General features: G+C 68.1%; 16 protein-coding genes. 14 read left to right on the top strand and 2 right to left on the bottom strand.

Translation table 11 applies throughout. The features are described 5' to 3' along the window. Nucleotides 1-155 precede the first annotated feature (155 nt). Nucleotides 156-566, top strand: coding sequence for a DUF350 domain-containing protein (locus H9654_RS01730; RefSeq protein WP_042612938.1), 411 nt, complete (start codon nt 156-158; stop codon nt 564-566). 12 nt (nt 567-578) lie between these two features. On the opposite strand, the gene H9654_RS01725 is transcribed toward H9654_RS01730, so the two are convergent. After that, entirely contained in the window at nt 579-1655 is a 1077-nt protein-coding gene (locus H9654_RS01725) for a Ca2+-dependent phosphoinositide-specific phospholipase C (protein ID WP_318241104.1), read from the bottom strand. Nucleotides 1656-1842: 187 nt separating this feature from the next. Between H9654_RS01725 and H9654_RS01720 the strand changes: the two genes are divergently transcribed. Both H9654_RS01720 and H9654_RS01715 read left to right on the top strand, forming a co-directional pair. Then, nucleotides 1843-3123 carry a putative DNA modification/repair radical SAM protein gene (locus H9654_RS01720; RefSeq protein WP_101100993.1) on the top strand — a complete coding sequence of 427 codons (1281 nt, stop codon included), beginning with the start codon at nt 1843-1845 and terminating at the stop codon, nt 3121-3123. A gap of 1 nt (nt 3124) precedes the next feature. Beyond that, nucleotides 3125-4579: a UdgX family uracil-DNA binding protein gene (locus tag H9654_RS01715; RefSeq protein WP_191768886.1), complete on the top strand. Its 1455-nt coding sequence runs from the start codon at nt 3125-3127 to the stop codon at nt 4577-4579. Here H9654_RS01715 and xth read toward each other — a convergent pair. After that, nucleotides 4548-5360 (bottom strand): exodeoxyribonuclease III, encoded by an 813-nt coding sequence (xth, locus tag H9654_RS01710; protein WP_191768513.1) that lies wholly within the window; start codon nt 5358-5360, stop codon nt 4548-4550. The two genes, H9654_RS01715 and xth, sit on opposite strands and share 32 nt — an antisense overlap. Before the next feature lie 90 nt (nt 5361-5450). On the opposite strand from xth, the gene H9654_RS01705 reads away from it, so the two are divergent. The 11 genes from H9654_RS01705 to H9654_RS01655 all read left to right on the top strand — a co-directional run bounded on the left by H9654_RS01705 (nt 5451) and on the right by H9654_RS01655 (nt 17953). Then, a complete protein-coding gene (locus H9654_RS01705; protein ID WP_191768511.1) occupies nt 5451-5876 on the top strand; it encodes a YqaA family protein in 426 nt (141 codons plus the stop codon). A gap of 145 nt (nt 5877-6021) precedes the next feature. Then, the gene (locus H9654_RS01700) at nt 6022-6609 is read left to right on the top strand and encodes a biliverdin-producing heme oxygenase (protein ID WP_191768509.1); all 588 of its coding nucleotides are present in this window, start codon (nt 6022-6024) and stop codon (nt 6607-6609) included. Further along, the gene (locus H9654_RS01695; protein ID WP_191768507.1) at nt 6606-8837 is read left to right on the top strand and encodes an ATP-binding protein; all 2232 of its coding nucleotides are present in this window, start codon (nt 6606-6608) and stop codon (nt 8835-8837) included. Before H9654_RS01700 ends, H9654_RS01695 begins: the two co-directional genes overlap by 4 nt. After that, nucleotides 8834-9307, top strand: coding sequence for a response regulator (locus H9654_RS01690; RefSeq protein WP_101100981.1), 474 nt, complete (start codon nt 8834-8836; stop codon nt 9305-9307). Before H9654_RS01695 ends, H9654_RS01690 begins: the two co-directional genes overlap by 4 nt. After that, nucleotides 9300-11699, top strand: coding sequence for a PAS domain-containing protein (locus H9654_RS01685; RefSeq protein ID WP_191768505.1), 2400 nt, complete (start codon nt 9300-9302; stop codon nt 11697-11699). Before H9654_RS01690 ends, H9654_RS01685 begins: the two co-directional genes overlap by 8 nt. A 71-nt stretch (nt 11700-11770) precedes the next feature. Then, complete coding sequence (locus H9654_RS01680; protein ID WP_191768504.1) at nt 11771-12406, top strand: M23 family metallopeptidase; 636 nt, start codon at nt 11771-11773, stop codon at nt 12404-12406. Nucleotides 12407-12559: 153 nt separating this feature from the next. Beyond that, a complete protein-coding gene (gene paoA / locus H9654_RS01675; RefSeq protein ID WP_191768502.1) occupies nt 12560-13204 on the top strand; it encodes an aldehyde dehydrogenase iron-sulfur subunit PaoA in 645 nt (214 codons plus the stop codon). Then, nucleotides 13201-14151, top strand: coding sequence for an FAD binding domain-containing protein (locus H9654_RS01670; RefSeq protein ID WP_191768500.1), 951 nt, complete (start codon nt 13201-13203; stop codon nt 14149-14151). Before paoA ends, H9654_RS01670 begins: the two co-directional genes overlap by 4 nt. A gap of 3 nt (nt 14152-14154) precedes the next feature. Beyond that, nucleotides 14155-16353, top strand: a complete 2199-nt coding sequence (gene paoC, locus H9654_RS01665; protein WP_191768498.1) for an aldehyde oxidoreductase molybdenum-binding subunit PaoC — start codon at nt 14155-14157, stop codon at nt 16351-16353. Beyond that, nucleotides 16350-17351, top strand: a complete 1002-nt coding sequence (locus H9654_RS01660; RefSeq protein WP_191768496.1) for an XdhC family protein — start codon at nt 16350-16352, stop codon at nt 17349-17351. The genes paoC and H9654_RS01660 overlap by 4 nt, the downstream gene beginning before the upstream one ends. Further along, the gene (locus tag H9654_RS01655) at nt 17348-17953 is read left to right on the top strand and encodes a nucleotidyltransferase family protein (RefSeq protein WP_191768494.1); all 606 of its coding nucleotides are present in this window, start codon (nt 17348-17350) and stop codon (nt 17951-17953) included. Before H9654_RS01660 ends, H9654_RS01655 begins: the two co-directional genes overlap by 4 nt. Nucleotides 17954-18102 lie beyond the last annotated feature (149 nt).

Here is an 18102-nt window from a genome sequence, read left to right as displayed (position 1 = left end):
AAGAGTCTGCTGCGGCCCGTGCAGGCGATGTCATGGGCAGGCAGGCAGCGCATCGACGCCCTGCGCGCACGCTGCGTCCGCGATCACGATCGCGCGCATTCGTTGCAACGATGCGGTAGCGTGGTCCCCTGCCCCGACATGCTCCAAGGACTGCCATGAACTATGTCATCACCGGTCAATCGTTCCTCGCCTTCGCCGCCTTCATGGGGATCGGCCTGCTGATCCTGCTGCTGGCCATCACGTTGGTCGCGCTGATCACCCCGCACAAGGAAATCACCTTGATCCGGCAGGGCAACAAAGCGGCTGGCATCGGCATGGCCGGTGCCCTCGTCGGCCTGGCGCTGCCGATCAATTCGGTGATCAGCCACTCGGTGTCGCTGGTCGATGCCGCGATCTGGGCGGCCATCGCGGCGGTGATGCAGATGCTGGCCTTCGGTATCTCGCGCGCCATCATCACCCGTCGCGGACCGGACCAGATCGACGCCGGCAACGAAAGCGCCGGCTGGTTTTCGGCAGGCGTGGCAATTGCCGTAGGCTTGGTGAACTCGGCCGCGATGGTGCCCTGAACCGGTTGCTGTTCAAGGCAGTGCTTCAAGATCGGCCATGCCGCAGTGGCCTGCGCGCACCGGATTACAGGTCGCCGCTGCCCCCTGCGGCAGCGGAACCTGGTAATCCGTGCCGAAGCGCGGATCGGGCCAGAGGTAATCCGTCGATACATACTGCGCCCCGCTGGTCAGTGCCGCCTCGCGCCGCCGGGTATCCCCGGTACGCGCCTCACGGGTCTCCGCATCGGCACGCGTACGCACGATGAAACCCTGTTGCACGGCGCGGCGGATCTGGCCCGCCTGGCCGATCGGGTCGTTGAGCGTCATGTACGCAGCGGCCGGTGAATCGGCATCGGTGTTGACGAACAACACCCTGCCCTGCAATGAACGGCGATCGCCCCGATACAGCGCCACCTTTTCCGGACCTTCGTCCAGCGCGAACAGGAAGCGGCCGCGCGCCTGCTCCAGCGCCGGCCAGTTTCCCGCCAGCACCGCCTCGCGCAGCGTCGGGTAGGCGGCCTGCACGTCATCGGGCACGATCAGTTTCTCCGGCCCGAGCACCGTGCGGATCTCCGCATCCAGCGCGTCGAACGCCGCCGCATCGAAGCGCAGCGCATCAATGCCACCCAGCCGGGCGTTCTGGTCATCCTTGGCGTTGACCAGCAGCAGGATCGGCGCGTGCCGGGGATGCGCATCGGACCACGCGCGCAGCTGTCGCAGGCACTGCAGCAGTCTGGTGCAGCTGCTGGCATTGTCCAGCCCGGGCATGTGCAGCACCTTGAAGCCCGGCCGTTGCAGGTCCGGGTCGGCCGATCCGGCCGCGTAATGGCCGCCCTGCGGATCGAAATTGACGTCCAGCTCGATCTGGCGCGCCCCATGCTGCAGCTGCTCGACCAAAGGACGGTGGGCGTAGTCCAGCGCCTGGGCCATGCCCGGTTGTTGGCTTGCCAGTGCCTGCAGTCGGGCTTGTGGCATCGGCAGCTTGTAACTGTTGTGGGTGCCGACGGCAAGCACATCGTTGATGCGCAGCACCGGAGGCGCGGCGGAGGCGCCGGCGGCCAGCGCCAGCAACAACAACAAGGCGGAACGGGGCCTGCGGGAGAATGCCACGTGGAGTGACCTGTGAGCTGCGGGGCCCGACAGTCTGCCGGCCGGCGCATACACACAGATGACAGTCGGCACCTGTTAGTATTCCTGCTAACGGAGCTGAAAGCGCTGCGGATCCTCGCCTGAAGCCTTCAGATTGCCCCTGCTGTCCGTCTCACAGCCTGAGACGCGCCCTCCCTAGCGTGGCCCCATGGAAACCCTGCGCAAACTCGAAATCCTCGCCGACGCGGCAAAGTACGATGCCTCGTGCGCCTCCAGCGGGGCCGGCAAGCGCGACTCGAAAAAGTCCGGTGGCATCGGCAGCACCGAAGGGTCCGGCATCTGCCACAGCTACACCCCGGATGGCCGCTGCGTCTCCCTGCTGAAGATCCTGCTCACCAACTTCTGCATCTACGACTGCGCCTACTGCGTGAACCGCGTATCGAGCAACGTGCCGCGCGCCCGCTTCCGCGTGGCCGAGGTCGTCGCGCTGACGTTGGACTTCTACAAGCGCAATTACATCGAGGGGTTGTTCCTGTCCAGCGGGATCATCCGCAGCGCCGACTACACGATGGAACACATGGTGGAAGTGGCGCGCCAACTGCGCGAGGAACACCGCTACGCCGGCTACATCCACCTCAAGACCATTCCCGAGGCCTCGCCGGAACTGCTGGCGGCAGCGGGAAAGTACGCCGACCGCCTGTCGATCAACGTCGAGCTGCCGACCGAAGCCGGCCTTGCCGCGTTCGCGCCGGAAAAGACCATGCCTACCATCCGCGGCGCGATGGGTGAGCTGCGCTGGCGCATCGAGGAATCCAAGGAGGAGCGCGCTCGTCCTTCCGTAGTGGCCACCCCGCACCGCAGCGCGCAGAAGCGCGCGCCGAAGTTCGCGCCTGCCGGTCAGAGCACGCAGATGATCGTCGGTGCCGACGGTGCCAGCGACCGCGACATCCTGACCACCTCCGACCAGCTGTACGGCAATTACCACATGCGTCGGGTCTACTATTCCGCCTTCAGTCCGATTCCCGATGCCAGCAAGGCACTGCCGCTGCAGCCCCCGCCGCTGCAGCGCGAGCACCGTCTGTACCAGGCCGACTGGCTGCTGCGCTTCTATGGCTACGGTATCGAAGAGATCACCGACACTACCCAGGACGGCATGCTGGACCTGGACATCGACCCGAAGATGGCCTGGGCGCTGCGCCATCCCGAGCAGTTCCCGGTGGACCTCAACCTGGCACCGAAGGAACTGCTCCTGCGGGTGCCGGGACTGGGCGTACGCAACGTCAAGCGCGTGCTGATGGCGCGCCGCCATGGCCGCCTGCGGGTCGCCGACGTGGCGCGGCTGCGCGCGCCGATGCGCAAGCTGCTCCCGTTCGTGCAGTTGCTGGACCACCATCCGCACCGTCGGCTGGATGATCCTGCCAGCCTGCGTGCCAGCTTGGCGCCCCCGCCGCGGCAGGGTTCGTTGTTCGGCGAAAGCCTTGCCAGCTGAGATGCAGCGCTGGTCGGCACGGATCGATCCGCCGTGGTCACTGGATGCCTGGCGGGCGGCCGCGCGCCAGGGGCTTGCTGCAACGGTGGCACCCGAACAGATCGACTGGCTGGAGGGCACCGAGGCCTCGCTGCTGGACGCGCCGGCGCTTGCTGGCGCGGCGACGTCAGGCGACAGCGGCGCTCCCGCACGCGTGTCCAAGGCCTTCCTGGAACTGGCGACCAGCGTGCTGTGTCACCGCGATCCGCAGCGCCTGCCGCTGCTGTACCGCTTGCTGTGGCGGATCGCCCATGGCCAGCGCGAGGTGCTGTCCAACCCCGCCGATGCCGATGTGCTGCGCGCCAATGCGCTGGCGCAGGCGGTACGCCGTGATTCGCACAAGATGAAGGCCTTCGTGCGGTTCCGCCAGGTGCCCGGCGAGGACGATGCGTTCATCGCCTGGTTCGAACCGGACCACCACATCGTGGACCGGGTCGCGCCATTTTTCGCGCGCCGCTTCGCCGGCATGCGCTGGGCCATCCTGACACCCTCGCGCAGCGCGTACTGGGATGGCAGCCAACTGAGCGCCGGCCCCGGTGCGCAGCGCAGCGATGCCCCGGCCGATGATTCACGCGAGGAGCTGTGGCGCACCTACTACGCCAGCATCTTCAACCCGGCGCGGTTGAATGAGCGGATGATGCGCCAGGAGATGCCGGTGAAATACTGGAAGCACCTGCCCGAAGCTACGTTGCTGCCGCGGCTGGTGCGCGATGCCGGTACGCGCGTGGAGGAAATGCATGCGCGCGAAGCATTGGCGCCGCAGCGCCGGATTCCCGAGGCACCGTTGCTGCCGTCGGCAGCCGCCGCACGCGCCGCCGAGGCCCTTCCCGATTCACTCACTGCGCAGCGGCACCGCGCCACCGCCTGCCGGCGCTGCGCGCTGTGGGAGCCGGCCACCCAGACCGTGTTCGGCGAAGGACCGGCCGATGCGCGGGTGATGCTGATCGGTGAGCAGCCCGGAGATCGCGAGGACCTCAGCGGCCGACCGTTCGTGGGTCCGGCCGGCCAGTTGCTGGATCGCGTGCTCGCCGAGGCCGGCATTGATCGGACCACGCTGTACCTGACCAACGCGGTGAAGCACTTCCGCTTCCAGCGCCGTGGCAAAGTCCGCGTGCACCAGCGCCCCGACCGCGAGCACGTGCAGGCCTGCCGTTCCTGGCTGGCAGGTGAGATCGAACAGGTGCGTCCGGATACGGTGGTGTGCCTGGGCGCGACGGCCGCCTCGGCGCTGCTCGGCGCCGCGTTCCGTTTCAGCGAAGGGCGTGGCCAGTGGCACACCCTGCATGACGGCACCCCGGCGCTGGTCACCGTGCATCCGTCGTGGGTGCTGCGCCAGGGCGAGGGGGCAGCGCGCGAGGCCGCCCATGCGCTGCTGCTGGCCGATATCAGGAAGCTCGGCGCACCGCCGGCAGTTTGATCCTGGCCCAGGTGGGCGCATGGTCACTGGCCTTCTCCTGCAGGCGCACCCAACGGTCCACGCCGGCTTCGACCAGTCCCGGCGCCAGCACCGGATTCAGCAGCAGGTGGTCGATGCGCAGGCCGCGGTCGCGTTGCGCGTGCTGGCGGAAATAGTCCCAGAAGGTATACACCCGCTGCTCACCGGAACAGGACCGCAGTGCATCGGTCCAGCCCTGCGCCAGGAGCTTCTGGTAGGCCTCGCGCACCGCCGGCTGGATAAGCGCATCCTTCTTCCAGGCAGCGGCGTCGTACACATCCTCATCGGTGGGAATGACGTTGAAATCACCGAGCATGGCCACGGGATGCTCCAGCTTCACCAGGGTGCGGGCATGCCGCGCGAGCCGCTGCATCCACGCCAGCTTGTAGTCATATTTCGGCCCCGGCTGCGGATTACCGTTGGGCAGGTAAAGCGCGGCCACCACGATGCCGTGCACCGCCGCCTCGATATAGCGCGCCTGGGTATCCGCTGGTGCGCCGGGAAGGCCGCGGCGACTCTCCACCGGAACGCTGCCGCGGGCCAGCAGGGCCACGCCGTTCCACGATGCCTGGCCCTGCCATATCGCCCCGTAGCCCGCGCCTTCGATGGCGGCGATCGGGAACCCGCTGTCGGTCGCCTTCAGTTCCTGCAGGGCGACGATATCCGGCTGTTCCTGCTCCAGCCACGCCAGCAGGTGCGGCAGACGGCTGTTGATGCCGTTGACGTTGAAGGTCGCGATCGTCAGCGTGCGCGAACGGGGCATGCGGCACCTCGGTTGCTGCGGATGGACCGGCACAGGATGGCGCGGGCGGGCTGAAAGCCGCGCGAGGACACCGCCGCCGTAGAATGAAGCATGCTTTCCCTGTCCGGCCTGTTCCTCGCCGCCCTCATCGCCGCCACCCTCCTGCCCGCCCAGTCCGAGGCGGTGCTGGTGGCCCTGCTGCTGGAAGGCGGCGATCCGGTCCTGCTGGTCGCGGTGGCGACCGCCGGCAACGTGCTGGGATCGCTGGTCAACTGGTGGCTCGGCCTGCAGGTGCAACGGTTCCAGGGGCGTCGCTGGTTCCCGGTATCGCCAGCACGGCTGGAACGCGCGCAGGCCTGGTATCGACGTTACGGGCGCTGGTCGCTGCTGCTGTCGTGGGCTCCGGTGATCGGCGACCCGATCACGCTGGCGGCCGGCGTGATGCGCGAGCCGCTGCGGGTGTTCCTGCCGCTGGTATTCATCGCCAAGGCCATGCGCTACCTCGTGCTCGCGTTGGTGACCCTGGGGCTGATGTAGACCGGTAGCGCCGACCCAGGGTCGGCGAGCGCAGCGGGCCGTTGGTGCATCACCGCAACGGATGAAATTCCGTTGACACGAGGCCATCGGGCGGTCTGATATTCTGCAGCGTCTCCCCCATCGTGCATCCTGCCCGTCGTCGTCGATGCCAGTACCTGACCCGGCCCTGCCGCCTACCCGTGCCGAGCGCCTGAAACGCGCCACCCATGAAACGCACGAGCGGCTGGACCAGCGCATCATGGCCCAACGCATCTTCGAAAGCCGAGAACGCTTCGCCGCCTTCCTGCGCGTGCAGCACCGCCTGCACCAGCACGTGGACAGTCTCTACGCCGCACCGGCCTTGCAACCGCTGCTGCCCGGCCTGCCTGCCCGGCGCCGGCTGGAAGGGATCAGCCGCGACCTTTCCGACCTGCAGTCGCCCCTGCCTGCGCCGGTCCCGGTGCTGCCCGCCACCCTGCCCCTGCCCGCCGCGCTGGGCTGGTTGTACGTGGCCGAGGGATCCGCGTTGGGCGGCGCGGTGATCTACAAGCTGGCTGCCCCGCTGGGCGTGGACCGGGCCTTCGGCGCACGCCATCTTGCTCCTCCTGCCGGGGGCGTTGCGGCCCATTGGCGCCACTTCACGACTGCATTGAATGCCATCGCGCTGCCCGCGGCGGACGAACGGCACGTGGAGGACGGCGCACGCGCTGCCTTCGCTGCCGTGGGCAGGTTCGTTACCGAGGAGTTCCCATGAACGACGCCCCTGATGTCGACCTGGATCTATCCAGCTGCGCGCGTGAACCGATCCATACGCCCGGGGCAATCCAGCCGTACGGGCTGTTGCTGGTGGTGGACCCGCTGTCGATGCGGGTACAGGAACGCGCCGTAAGCCAGGCGCAGGTGCTGGAGGACTTCGGGGATCCGCTGGACCAGCACCTGGACCGTGTACTCGGCGGCGCGCTGGTGCCCTATCGACGACACCTGGACCTGCTGGCACCGGAATCCACGGTGTTCCTCGGCTCGGTCCAGCTGGGGCGGTCCGGTCGCCACCATGCGCTGGCGCACCGCAGCGAAACCCATTTCATCATCGAACTGGAAGAGCCGGTCGACGGCGAACCCGGCTCCCTGGAAGACCTGTACCCCCACATACGCCGCTTCATGGGCGAGGTCGAGGTGGCTCCGGACATCGCTTCGCTGTGCGAGATCGGTGCGCGCCACGTGCGCGACCTGGCCGGTTTCGACCGCACGCTGATCTACCAGTTCGACAAGGACTGGAACGGCGCGGTGGTGGCCGAGGATCGCAATGACCGGCTGCCGTCCTACATGGACCTGCGCTTCCCCGAATCGGATATCCCGGCGCAGGCACGTGAACTTTATCGCCGCAACCGCGTGCGGCTGATCGCCGACAACGACTACCGGGCGGTGCCGCTGCTGCGCAGTGCAGGCCTGGCCGACGCCGCCCCCACCGACCTCAGCCTGGCGGTCCTGCGCAGCGTTTCGCCCGTGCACCTGCAGTACATGCGCAACATGGGCACCGGCGCCTCGCTGTCGGTGTCGCTGCTGGCAGAAGGCCGCCTGTGGGGGCTGGTGTCCTGCCACAACCAGCTGCCGCGCCGCGTGCCCTATCACGTGCGCACCGCGTGTGAGTTCATCGGACAGATCCTTTCGCTGCAGATCGCCTTGAAGGAGCGCGCGTTGGCGGTGGAGGAGCGCATCGCGCGGCGCGCCATCCAGGTCCGCCTGCTCGGGCGGATGGCCGGCGACGAAGATTTCATGGCGGCGCTGGGTCGCGACCAGAAAAGCCTGCTGGACCTCACCGGCGCCACCGGCGCGGCGATCGTCCACCGCGGCCAATGCGTGCTGCTGGGGCAGACCCCGGGCCAGACCGACGTCAACGCGCTGGTGGACTGGCTGACCCGCCATCACCCTGCCGAGGACGTGTTCCACACCGATGCCCTGCCCGCGATCTGGCCGGAAGCGGCGGCCTTCGCCGACCTAGCCAGCGGCGTCATGGCCATTTCAATCTCGCAGCTGCACGACAGTTTCGTGCTGTGGTTCCGCGCCGAAGTCATGCGCACGGTGCGCTGGGGCGGCGAACCCCGCAAGGCCGCCGTCGACGGCAGGCTCTCGCCGCGGCTGTCCTTCGAGGCATGGAAGGAAACGGTGCGCGAGCAGTCCACGCCCTGGCAGGACGTGGACCGCGACGCAGCGATCGAGCTGCGCACGGCCATCGTGGATATCGTGCTGCGCAAGGCCGAGGAAATGGCCGAACTCAATGAACAGCTGCTGCGCAGCAACAAGGAGCTGGAGGCGTTTTCCTATTCGGTCAGCCACGACCTGCGCGCGCCTTTCCGCCACATCGTCGGCTATTCCGAACTGCTGGGCAGTTCGGCGGCGGACAAGCTGACCGACACCGAAAAACGCTTCCTGGCCACGATCGTGGAATCGGCCAAATCCGCCGGTACGCTGGTCGATGACCTGCTCAGTTTCTCGCAGATGGGCCGCTCCAGCATGGGCCTGGTGAGCGTGGATGTCGCCACGCTGGTGGAAGACGTGCGGCGCAACCTGGTGATGGAAACCGGCGGGCGCAGCATCACCTGGTCCATCGCACCGTTGCCGCGGGTCGAGGCCGATTCCAGCATGCTGCGGCTGGTATGGCAGAACCTGCTGGGCAATGCGATCAAGTTCACCCGTGACAGCGCCGAGCCGACCATCGAAATCGGCCACGAAGACAACGGCAGCGAGCACGTCTTCCATGTCCGCGACAACGGCTGCGGGTTCGACATGCGCTATGTCGACAAGCTGTTCGGGGTCTTCCAGCGACTGCACCACGCCGACGAGTTCGAAGGCACCGGTATCGGGCTGGCCAACGTCCACCGCATCGTCAGCCGGCACGGCGGCCGCACCTGGGCCGAAGGCGAGCCGGGCGTCGGCGCTACGCTCCATTTCACCTTACCGTATTCCCAACGAGGTACTGCATGAGGGACCTGCGACCGATCCTGCTCGTGGAAGACAATCCGAAAGACGCCGAGCTGACCCTCGATGCGCTGGCGCGCTGCCAGTTGCTCAACCAGGTCACCCATGTGCGCGACGGGGTCGAGGCACTGCAGTACCTGCGCGGCGAAGGCGCTTGGAAGGACCTCAACCACGGGGGCCCGGTGGTCGTGCTGCTTGACCTGAAGCTGCCCAAGTTGAACGGCCTGGAAGTGCTGGCCGAGGTACGCGGTGACCGCCACCTCAGCCGCACCCCGATCGTGATGCTGACGTCCTCGCGCGAAGAGCAGGACCTGGTGCGCAGCTACGAGCTGGGCGTCAATGCGTTCGTCGTCAAGCCGGTGGACTTCAAGGAATTCTTCGACGCCATCCAGGGTCTGGGCATGTTCTGGGGCATCACCAACAATCCGCCGCCGCATCCCATCCGCCCGCCAGGCCAAGGCCGCACGAATGACTGAAACGCCCCGGGATGCGCCGATCCGCATCCTCATGCTCGAGGACAGTGCGCTCGATGCGGAACTGATCCAAGCGCAGCTGTCCCGCGCGCGCATGGCGTTCGTGATCCAGCGCGTGTGGACGCGGGAGGCGTTCCTCGCCGAGCTCGATGGTGATCGGCACGACGTGATCCTTGCCGACCACGTCCTGCCCGGCTTCGATGGCGACACCGCATTGACCCTGGCCAGCGAGCGGGTGCCGCAGCTGCCTTTCATCTTCGTCTCCGGCACCCTGACCGAAGAACTGGCCGTGCAGGCGCTTACCCGCGGCGCGCGCGACTACGTGGTCAAGCAGCGCCTGCAGCGCCTCCCCGATGCCATCCTGCGCGCCATCCGTGAAGCGGAGGCCAGAGAGAAGCTTCGCCGGGCCGAGGTGGAACTGAAACAGAGCCGTGACCGCCTGCAGCTGATCACCGATTCGATGCCCGCCCTGATCGCCCACCTGGGCCCGGACCATCGGTACCGATTCGCCAACAATGCCTACCAGGCCTGGCACGGACGGCCGCCAGCGGAGATGATCGGCCTGCAGATCAGTGACGTGGCCGGCCCGGGCATGTTCGATGCCGCCCTGCCCCACCTGCAGCAGGTACTGCAGGGTCAACGGGTCAGCTTCGAGCTGGAGGTCCCGCGCGCCGACGGGAGTGCACGCCATGTGCTGCTCGACGGCGTCCCGGAGATCGCCGCCGATGGCCAGGTGGCCGGCTACTACACCCTGGCCCGCGACATCAGCGATCTCAAGCAGGCCGAGCTGTTGCTGCGTGATGCCAACGAATCGCTTGAACAGCAGGTCGAGCAGCGCACCGCCGACCTGCGCCAAAGCGAAAGCCGGCTGCAGGCCGTGTTTGAATCCAGCTTCCAGCTGCAGGTGCTGATCAGCCCGGAGGGACGCGTGCTGGATGCCAACCGGGCCTCGCTGGCGGCGATCCTGGCAGAGAAAAGCGATGTCAGCGGCCGGCTGTTCTGGGACTCAGCCTGGTTTTCGGGCAGCCCGGATGCGGCCACCGCCGTACACGGCGCCGTGCAGGCGGCGGCCGCCGGCAACGAATCCCGGCAGGAACTGGAGCTGCAGCTGCCCACCGGCACCCGCTCGTTCGAGTTCTCCTTCCGCCCGCTGCTCGATCACCACCGGACGGTCACCGCCGTGGTCTCCGAAGCCGTGGAAACCACCGCGCGCCGGCAGGCCGAAGAGGCGCTGCGGCAGAGCCAGAAGATCGAGGCGGTTGGCCAGCTGACCGGTGGCATCGCCCATGATTTCAACAACATCCTGACCGTTATTGCCGGCAACGTGGAGCATGCCAAGCTGCTGACCGATCGCCTCGGCGAGCAGGCAGCCCCCGTTTCGCGTCCGCTGGACAACGCACTGAAGGGGGTGCTGCGCGCGGCCAGCCTCACCCAGCGCCTGCTGGCCTTCGCACGCCGCCAGCCGCTGCTGAACCAGGCGGTCAACCTCAACGAGCAGGTGCAGGGCATGCAGGACATGCTGCAGCGTGCGCTCGGCGAACTGGTCAGGCTGGAGATCGCGACCGCGCCGGATGTGTGGTGCGTGGAGGTCGATCCGGGCCAGCTGGAAGCTTCCATCCTCAACCTGGCGGTGAACGCGCGCGATGCGATGCCCGACGGCGGTACGCTGATGCTGGAGACGGGCACCAGCGTGCTGGATGAGGAGTTCGCCGAACAGAATCCGGACGTCCCGCCCGGACAGTACGCGGTGCTGCGGGTGCGCGATGATGGGCATGGCATGGACGCGGACACCATGGCCCGGGTGTTCGAACCGTTCTTCACCACCAAGGAAGTCGGTCGTGGAACCGGTCTCGGCCTGTCGATGGTGTATGGCTTCGTCAAGCAGTCCGGTGGCCACGTGCAACTGGATTCCACCCCCGGCAGCGGCACGGTGATCACCATGTTGTTCCCGCGTTCCAGCCTGCCGCTGCCGGGCCCGCGGCTGGCCGAGGACAATGGCTATGCCGAGTACGAGGCACGGGATGAAATCATCCTGGTGGCCGAAGACAACGACGACGTGCGGGCCTATACCGTTGAAGCGCTGCGGCAGTTCGGCTACCGCGTCCTGGAAGCGCATGACGGGCCATCGGCGCTACGCCTGCTGGATCGTCCCGATGTGGACGTGGACCTGCTGTTTTCGGACATCGTGATGCCCGGCATGACCGGCTGGGAGCTTGCCCGCCAGTCACGCCAGCGCAAGCCCGCGCTGAGCATCCTGTTCACTTCGGGGTATCCGCGCGACCACCAGTCCAACAACCAGCTTGGCCGGAACATCGCGATCCTGCCCAAGCCGTTCACCCGCATCGACCTGGCACGGGCGGTACGTGGCACCCTGGACGAAGAACGCGCCGGTTGACCGGCCCGCCCGGCGTGCGGCAGGTCCGATCAGCCCGTCGGCGGCCACGCATCGTTGATGCCGCCGCTGGCATGCTGGACCGTCCTCCACGACCGGCCTGCCTCTTGACTGATCCCGCCGCACCTGCAGGGCCGTCGCCCGCGCGAAAACTCCGCCGCTGGCTGTTGCGCGTGATCTGGATCGCCGTGCTGATCGTGGCCGGCGGTGCGCTCTGGAACAGTCGCTGGGCCGCTGTGCCGCGCGCGATGTGGGAGATCTCGCGGATGCCCGCGCCCACCGCCCTGCCGGTACCGGTCGAAGGCGTCCGCGCACGCCAGGTGGCCGACACCTTCGGTGCCCCGCGCGGCGCCGATCGCACCCATGCCGGGGTGGACATCTTCGCCGCACGCGGCACCGCCGTGCGCAGCGCCACCCGCGGCATCGTGATGGACGTGCGCGAGGGCGGCCTGGGCGGGCGCCAGGTCTGGATCCAGGGGCCTGCGCGGGAACGTTATTACTACGCCCACCTGGATGGCTGGCGGGACGGGCTGGCGAGCGGCGAGGTGGTCGATGCGGGCACGCTGCTGGGTTACGTCGGGGATACCGGCAATGCGAAAGGCACGCCGCCGCACCTGCATTGGGGCATCTATGGCGCGCAGGGCGCCTACGATCCGCTGCCACTGCTGAAAGCCTGGGCAGCGCGCCCGCCACCTGCGTCGGGTCGGTGACGCCGCGGGCTCTGCTCCTTTCTCCCTCCGGGCGTCGGTTCACCCCCTGACTACTTCGCTGCGGCCATGCTGGAGTCCTCGGCGCCCTGCCTGGATCGGAGCGCCGCGATCCCCTCAGCCATGCCTGCACCCGCCATAGAGGATCCGCCTTGCATGAATACCCCTCCCGAATTCGCGCTCAGCCGGCGCACCCTGCTCAAGCTCGGCGCGGGCTCGGCATCGGTGCTGGTCGCCCCTTCCGCCATGGCTGACGTGCCTGGAATCGGCGCCCCCGCGCGCGCGCCGGTCACCACCGAGGTGGCTTTCAAGGTCAATGGCAGGGTGCGCGCACTGAAGCTGGATACGCGTGTCACCCTGCTGGACGCGCTGCGCGAGCACCTGCACCTCACCGGCACCAAGAAGGGCTGCGACCACGGCCAGTGCGGCGCCTGCACGGTGATCGTCGACGGCCGTCGCATCAATGCCTGCCTGAGCCTGGCGGTGATGCACGAGGGTGCCGAGATCACCACCATCGAGGGTCTGGGATCACCCGATGACCTGCACCCGATGCAGGCCGCCTTCGTCAAACATGATGGCTACCAGTGCGGCTACTGCACGCCGGGGCAGATCTGCTCGGCCGTTGCGGTACTGAAGGAAATCAAGCAGGGAATCCCCAGCCATGTCACCGCCGACCTGACCGGGCGCAGCGAGGCAAGCGCTGAAGAAATACGCGAGCGCATGAGTGGCAACCTCTGTCGCTGCGGTGCGTACTCCAACATCATCGAAGCCATCGAAGACGTCGGAGGCCAGCGCGCATGAGAGCCTTCACCTACGAACGCGCGCGTACCCCGGCCGAAGCCGCCGCGGCCGCCGCCCGCACCCAGGGAGCCCGTTTCATCGCCGGCGGCACCAACCTGCTGGACCTGATGAAGCTGGAGATCGAGATCCCCAGCCATCTGATCGACGTCAATGGGCTCAAGCTGGATACGATCGAGGCCACAGAGGACGGCGGCGTGCGCATTGGGGCACTGGTGCGCAACACCGACCTGGCCGCCGACAGCCGGATCCGCCGCGACTACGCCCTGCTGACCCGTGCGCTGGTCGCAGGCGCGTCCGGACAGCTGCGCAACAAAGCCACCACCGCCGGCAACCTGCTGCAGCGCACTCGCTGCCCCTATTTCTACGATACCGCCCAGCCCTGCAACAAGCGCCTGCCCGGCAGCGGCTGCGCAGCCATCGGCGGCGTCAGCCGGCAGCTGGCGGTGATCGGCACCAGCCCTTCGTGCATCGCCACCCATCCCAGCGACATGGCCGTAGCCATGATGCTGCTGGATGCAACGGTAGAGACCGTGCGCGCCGACGGCAGCACGCGCCGCATCGCACTGGATGATTTCTACCGCGCTCCGGGAAAGACCCCGCACATCGAGACGGTGCTGGGAAAGGATGAGCTGATCACCGCGGCCCTCCTGCCTGCCCCACTGGGCGGTACCCACATCTACCGCAAGGTGCGCGACCGCGCGTCCTACGCGTTCGCGCTGGTTTCGGTCGCCGCCGTGCTGCAGGCCGACGGCAGCGGCCGCGTGGCATTGGGTGGGGTGGCCTACAAGCCATGGCGCAGCGATGCCGCCGACGCGCTGTTGCCGCAGGGCGCCCGTGCGGTGGTCGGCAACCTGCTGCAGGGCGCCACGCCCAGTCCTGAAAACCAGTTCAAGGTACAGCTTGCCGAACGCACGCTGGCCTCGGTCCTGCTGCAGGCGAGGAGCTGATCCATGAAATTCGATACCCCCGCAGGCACCAATCCCATCGACCAGATGAAGGTGGTCGGCAAGCCGCTGGATCGCATCGACGGCCCGCAGAAGACCACCGGACACGCCCGTTATGCGTATGAGTGGCACGACGTCGCCGCATCGCCGGCCTATGGCTACGTGGTCGGCGCCGGCATCGCCAAGGGACGGGTCAGCGCGATGGACCTCGACGCCGCACGTGCCTCGCCCGGCGTGCTCGCCATCGTCACCGCCGACAACGCCGGCCCCCTGCACAAGGGCGACCGCAATACCGCCCCGTTGCTGGGTGGCCCGCAGGTCGACCACTACCACCAGGCACTGGCTCTGGTGGTGGCCGAAACCTTCGAGCAGGCGCGCGCCGCCGCAGACCTGGTACGGATCCGTTATGCCCCCAGCAAGGGGGTGTTCGACCTGGACGCTGCGAAAAAGGCCGGAAACAAGCTGCAGGACACCGATCCCGATGCACGCGTGGGCAACTTCGAGAAAGCCTACGGTGATGCACCGGTGACGCTGGATGCCACGTACCACACCCCTGACCAGTCGCACGCGATGATGGAACCGCACGCCTCGCTGGCGGCCTGGGAGGGTGACCAGCTGACCGTGTGGACCTCCAACCAGATGATCGCCTGGGGCAAGAAGGACCTGGCCACCACGCTCGGCCTGCCGGAGGACAAGGTACGGCTGGTGTCGCCGTTCATCGGCGGTGGCTTCGGCGGCAAGTTGTTCATCCGCTCCGACGTGGTGCTTGCAGCGCTCGGCGCGCGTGCGGCCAAGCGCCCGGTCAAGCTGGCGCTGCAGCGGCCGTTGATCGCCAACAACACCACCCACCGGCCTGCCACCGTGCAGCGCATCCGGCTGGGTGCCACGGCCGAAGGCACGCTTACCGCGATCGGCCATGAATCGTGGTCGGGCAACCTGACCGGAGGCTCGCCGGAAGAGGCGGTACAGCAGACCAAGCTGCTGTATGCCGGCGCCAATCGACTGGCCGGCCTGCGCCTGCACACGATGGACCTGCCCGAAGGCAACGCCATGCGCGCACCGGGCGAGGCACCGGGGCTGATGGCGCTGGAAATCGCCATGGACGAAATGGCCGAGAAGCTGAAGCTGGACCCGGTCGAATTCCGGATCCGCAACGATACCCAGGTGGACCCGTCCAACCCCGAACGGCCGTTCTCGCAGCGGCAGCTGGTGCAGTGCCTGCAGGAGGGCGCGCAACGCTTCGGCTGGGACAAGCGGTCCGCCGCGCCAGCCCAGCGCCGCGATGGCCGCTGGTTGGTCGGCATGGGCGTGGCCGCCGGCTTCCGCAACAACCTGGTGATGAAGTCCGGCGCGCGGGTGCGGCTGGACGGCAAGGGCCATGTCACCGTGGAAACCGACATGACCGACATCGGTACCGGCAGCTACACCATCCTCGGCCAGACCGCTGCGGAAATGCTCGGCGTGAGCCTGGACCAGGTCACGGTGAAGCTGGGCGATTCCAGCTTCCCGGCCTCGGCCGGCTCGGGCGGCCAGTGGGGCGCCAACAGTGCCACCGCCGGCGTGTTCGCGGCGTGTACCAAGCTGCGCGCGGCCATTGCCGGCAAGCTCGGCTACGACGCGGACAGCGCCACGTTCGCCGACGGCAAGGTCCGCGATGGCAACAGGTCGGCGGCGCTGGGCAAGGCCGCCGCCGATGGTGACCTGGTGGTCGAAGACAGCATCGAGTTCGCCAGCCTGGAAGAGAAATACCAGCAGTCCACCTTCGCTGCACATTTCGTGGAAGTCGGCGTGGACGTGGCCACCGGCGAAAGCCGCATCCGCCGCATGCTCGCCGTCTGCGCCGCCGGCCGCATCCTCAATCCGAAGACCGCGCGCAGCCAGGTGATCGGTGCGATGACGATGGGCATCGGCGCGGCGCTGTCCGAAGAGCTTGCCGTCGATACCCGCCTGGGCTTCTTCGTCAACCACGATCTGGCCGGCTATGAAGTGCCGGTGCATGCCGATGTCCCACACCAGGAGGTCGTGTTCCTGGACGAAGCCGATGCGATCTCTTCGCCGATGAAGGCCAAGGGCGTGGGTGAGCTGGGCCTGTGCGGTGTCAGCGCCGCGGTGGCCAACGCGATCTACAACGCGACCGGCGTGCGCGTGCGCAGCTACCCGATCACGCTGGACAAGCTGCTCGGTGGACTGCCGGACATCGCATGACCCGGCTGCCTGCCAGCCCGGTAGTGGACGTACCCGATGCCGGGATGGCCCGCGTGGTGGAGGCCGCGGCCGCTGCCTGCACCGCTGGCCAGCCGGTGACGCTGGCGGTGGTGCTGGAGACCGAAGGCTCGACCTACGCGCGGGCCGGCACCCTGGTGCTGTTCGGCGAACACACGCACGTCGGTTGGCTCAGCGGCGGCTGCCTGGAGCCGGAGATAGAGCGCATGGCGCGGGAGTGCGCCACGAGCGGCCGCATCGGCTGGATGGAGATCGATACCCGCGACGATTCCGCGTTGTTCTCCGGTAACGCGGTGGGCTGCCGCGGCTGCCAGCGCCTGCTGCTGTTGCCGTTGTCCGCGCTGCCTGGGGTCGCCGCGGTGCTGCAGGGATGGTTGCGTGGCGAGGGTCCGATGCGGCTCGACGTGGATGCCGGCGGCGGCGCGCGCATCGGCTGTGCAGAGGTCGCGGTGGATCAGCGCCTTCCCGCCGATCGCTGTGGTTTCGATGCGCCGCAGGGACTGTGGTCGCTGCGCTGGATGCCGCCACCGCGCGCCCTGCTGCTCGGCGCCGGTCCCGAGGTGGCGGCGCTGTGGCCAACGCTGCGTGGCCTCGGCTGGCAGGTCCGGGTAGCGGACCCGCGCGCAACGTGGCGCGCCCGCAGCCCGGTAGAGGTGGAGCCACTGGCTGCCTCGACCGCGCTGGCCAATGCCCCCGCCGTGCCCGATGTCGTGCTGGTGATGCATCACAATTTCGAACTCGACCTGCAGGCACTGGAGGCGCTGGCACCCTGCCCCGTGCCGTTCATCGGCCTGCTGGGCCCGACCCGGCGCCGCGATGACCTGTTCTCGTTGCTGCCTGATGCCGCCCGGCACGCGTTGCAGCCACGCCTGCATGCGCCGGTTGGGCTGGACCTGGGGGGGCGCGGCCCCGACGCCATCGCACTGAGCATTGCCGCCCAGCTGCAATCGTGGCGCCATGGTGTCGTGGCGCCCACGTGAGTGAGCGCGGTAGGCATGCGGTGGTGCTGCTCGCCGCCGGCAGCAGCACGCGGCTGGGCCAGCCCAAGCAGCTGCTGCGCCGCGACGGCGAGACCTTGTTGCACCGTGCGGCACGCATCGCGTTGGAGACCGGCCCGGAGGTCCTCATCGTTGTGCTGGGCAGCAACCCGTCTGCGTACCAGGCCGCACTCCAGGACCTGCCGTACGAGAGGGTCATCAACGAAAACGCCGCCAGCGGCATGGCCAGCAGCCTGCAGGCTGCTGCATCGCACGTGGCCGGCCATGCGCAGGTGCTGGTGCTGATGTCGGACCAGCCGGCGCTTTCGACCGCGCACCTGCAGCGCCTGCTGGAGGGTTCACGCCGGTCACGCTCCGGCTGCGCAGCTACCCGCCTGCAGGGGCTGGCCGGCGTGCCTGCGGTGGTGCCCGGTGACTGGTTCAGCGCGTTGCCGCAAGACGCGTCGAATGCGGGCTTCCGTGCCCGCCTGCGGGCGCTCGCCGACGATGCGCTGCTGCTGTTGCCGGCAGGCGGGCTGGAACTGGACATCGACACCCCGCAGGACCTGGCGCATGCGCGTTCGCTGGGGCTGCTGGATACCTGATGCCGAACCCGTTCTGCGTCGGCGATGACGGGCGGGGCCGGACGCTAAGGCTGTGCGGGGGACGGCAGAAGCCGCTCCTGCGGGCCTCGTTTCGCGCCATCCATGGCGCTCAACGCCCCCGCCCAGCCCCACCGCCGGCCCCTCTGACA

The sequence above is a fragment of the Stenotrophomonas lacuserhaii genome (genome assembly GCF_014836545.1).
In the GTDB taxonomy this organism is placed as follows: Bacteria; Pseudomonadota; Gammaproteobacteria; order Xanthomonadales; family Xanthomonadaceae; genus Stenotrophomonas; species Stenotrophomonas lacuserhaii.
The sequence above is the reverse complement of the archived record's forward strand: the minus strand, read 5'-3'. Positions and strand labels throughout refer to the sequence as shown.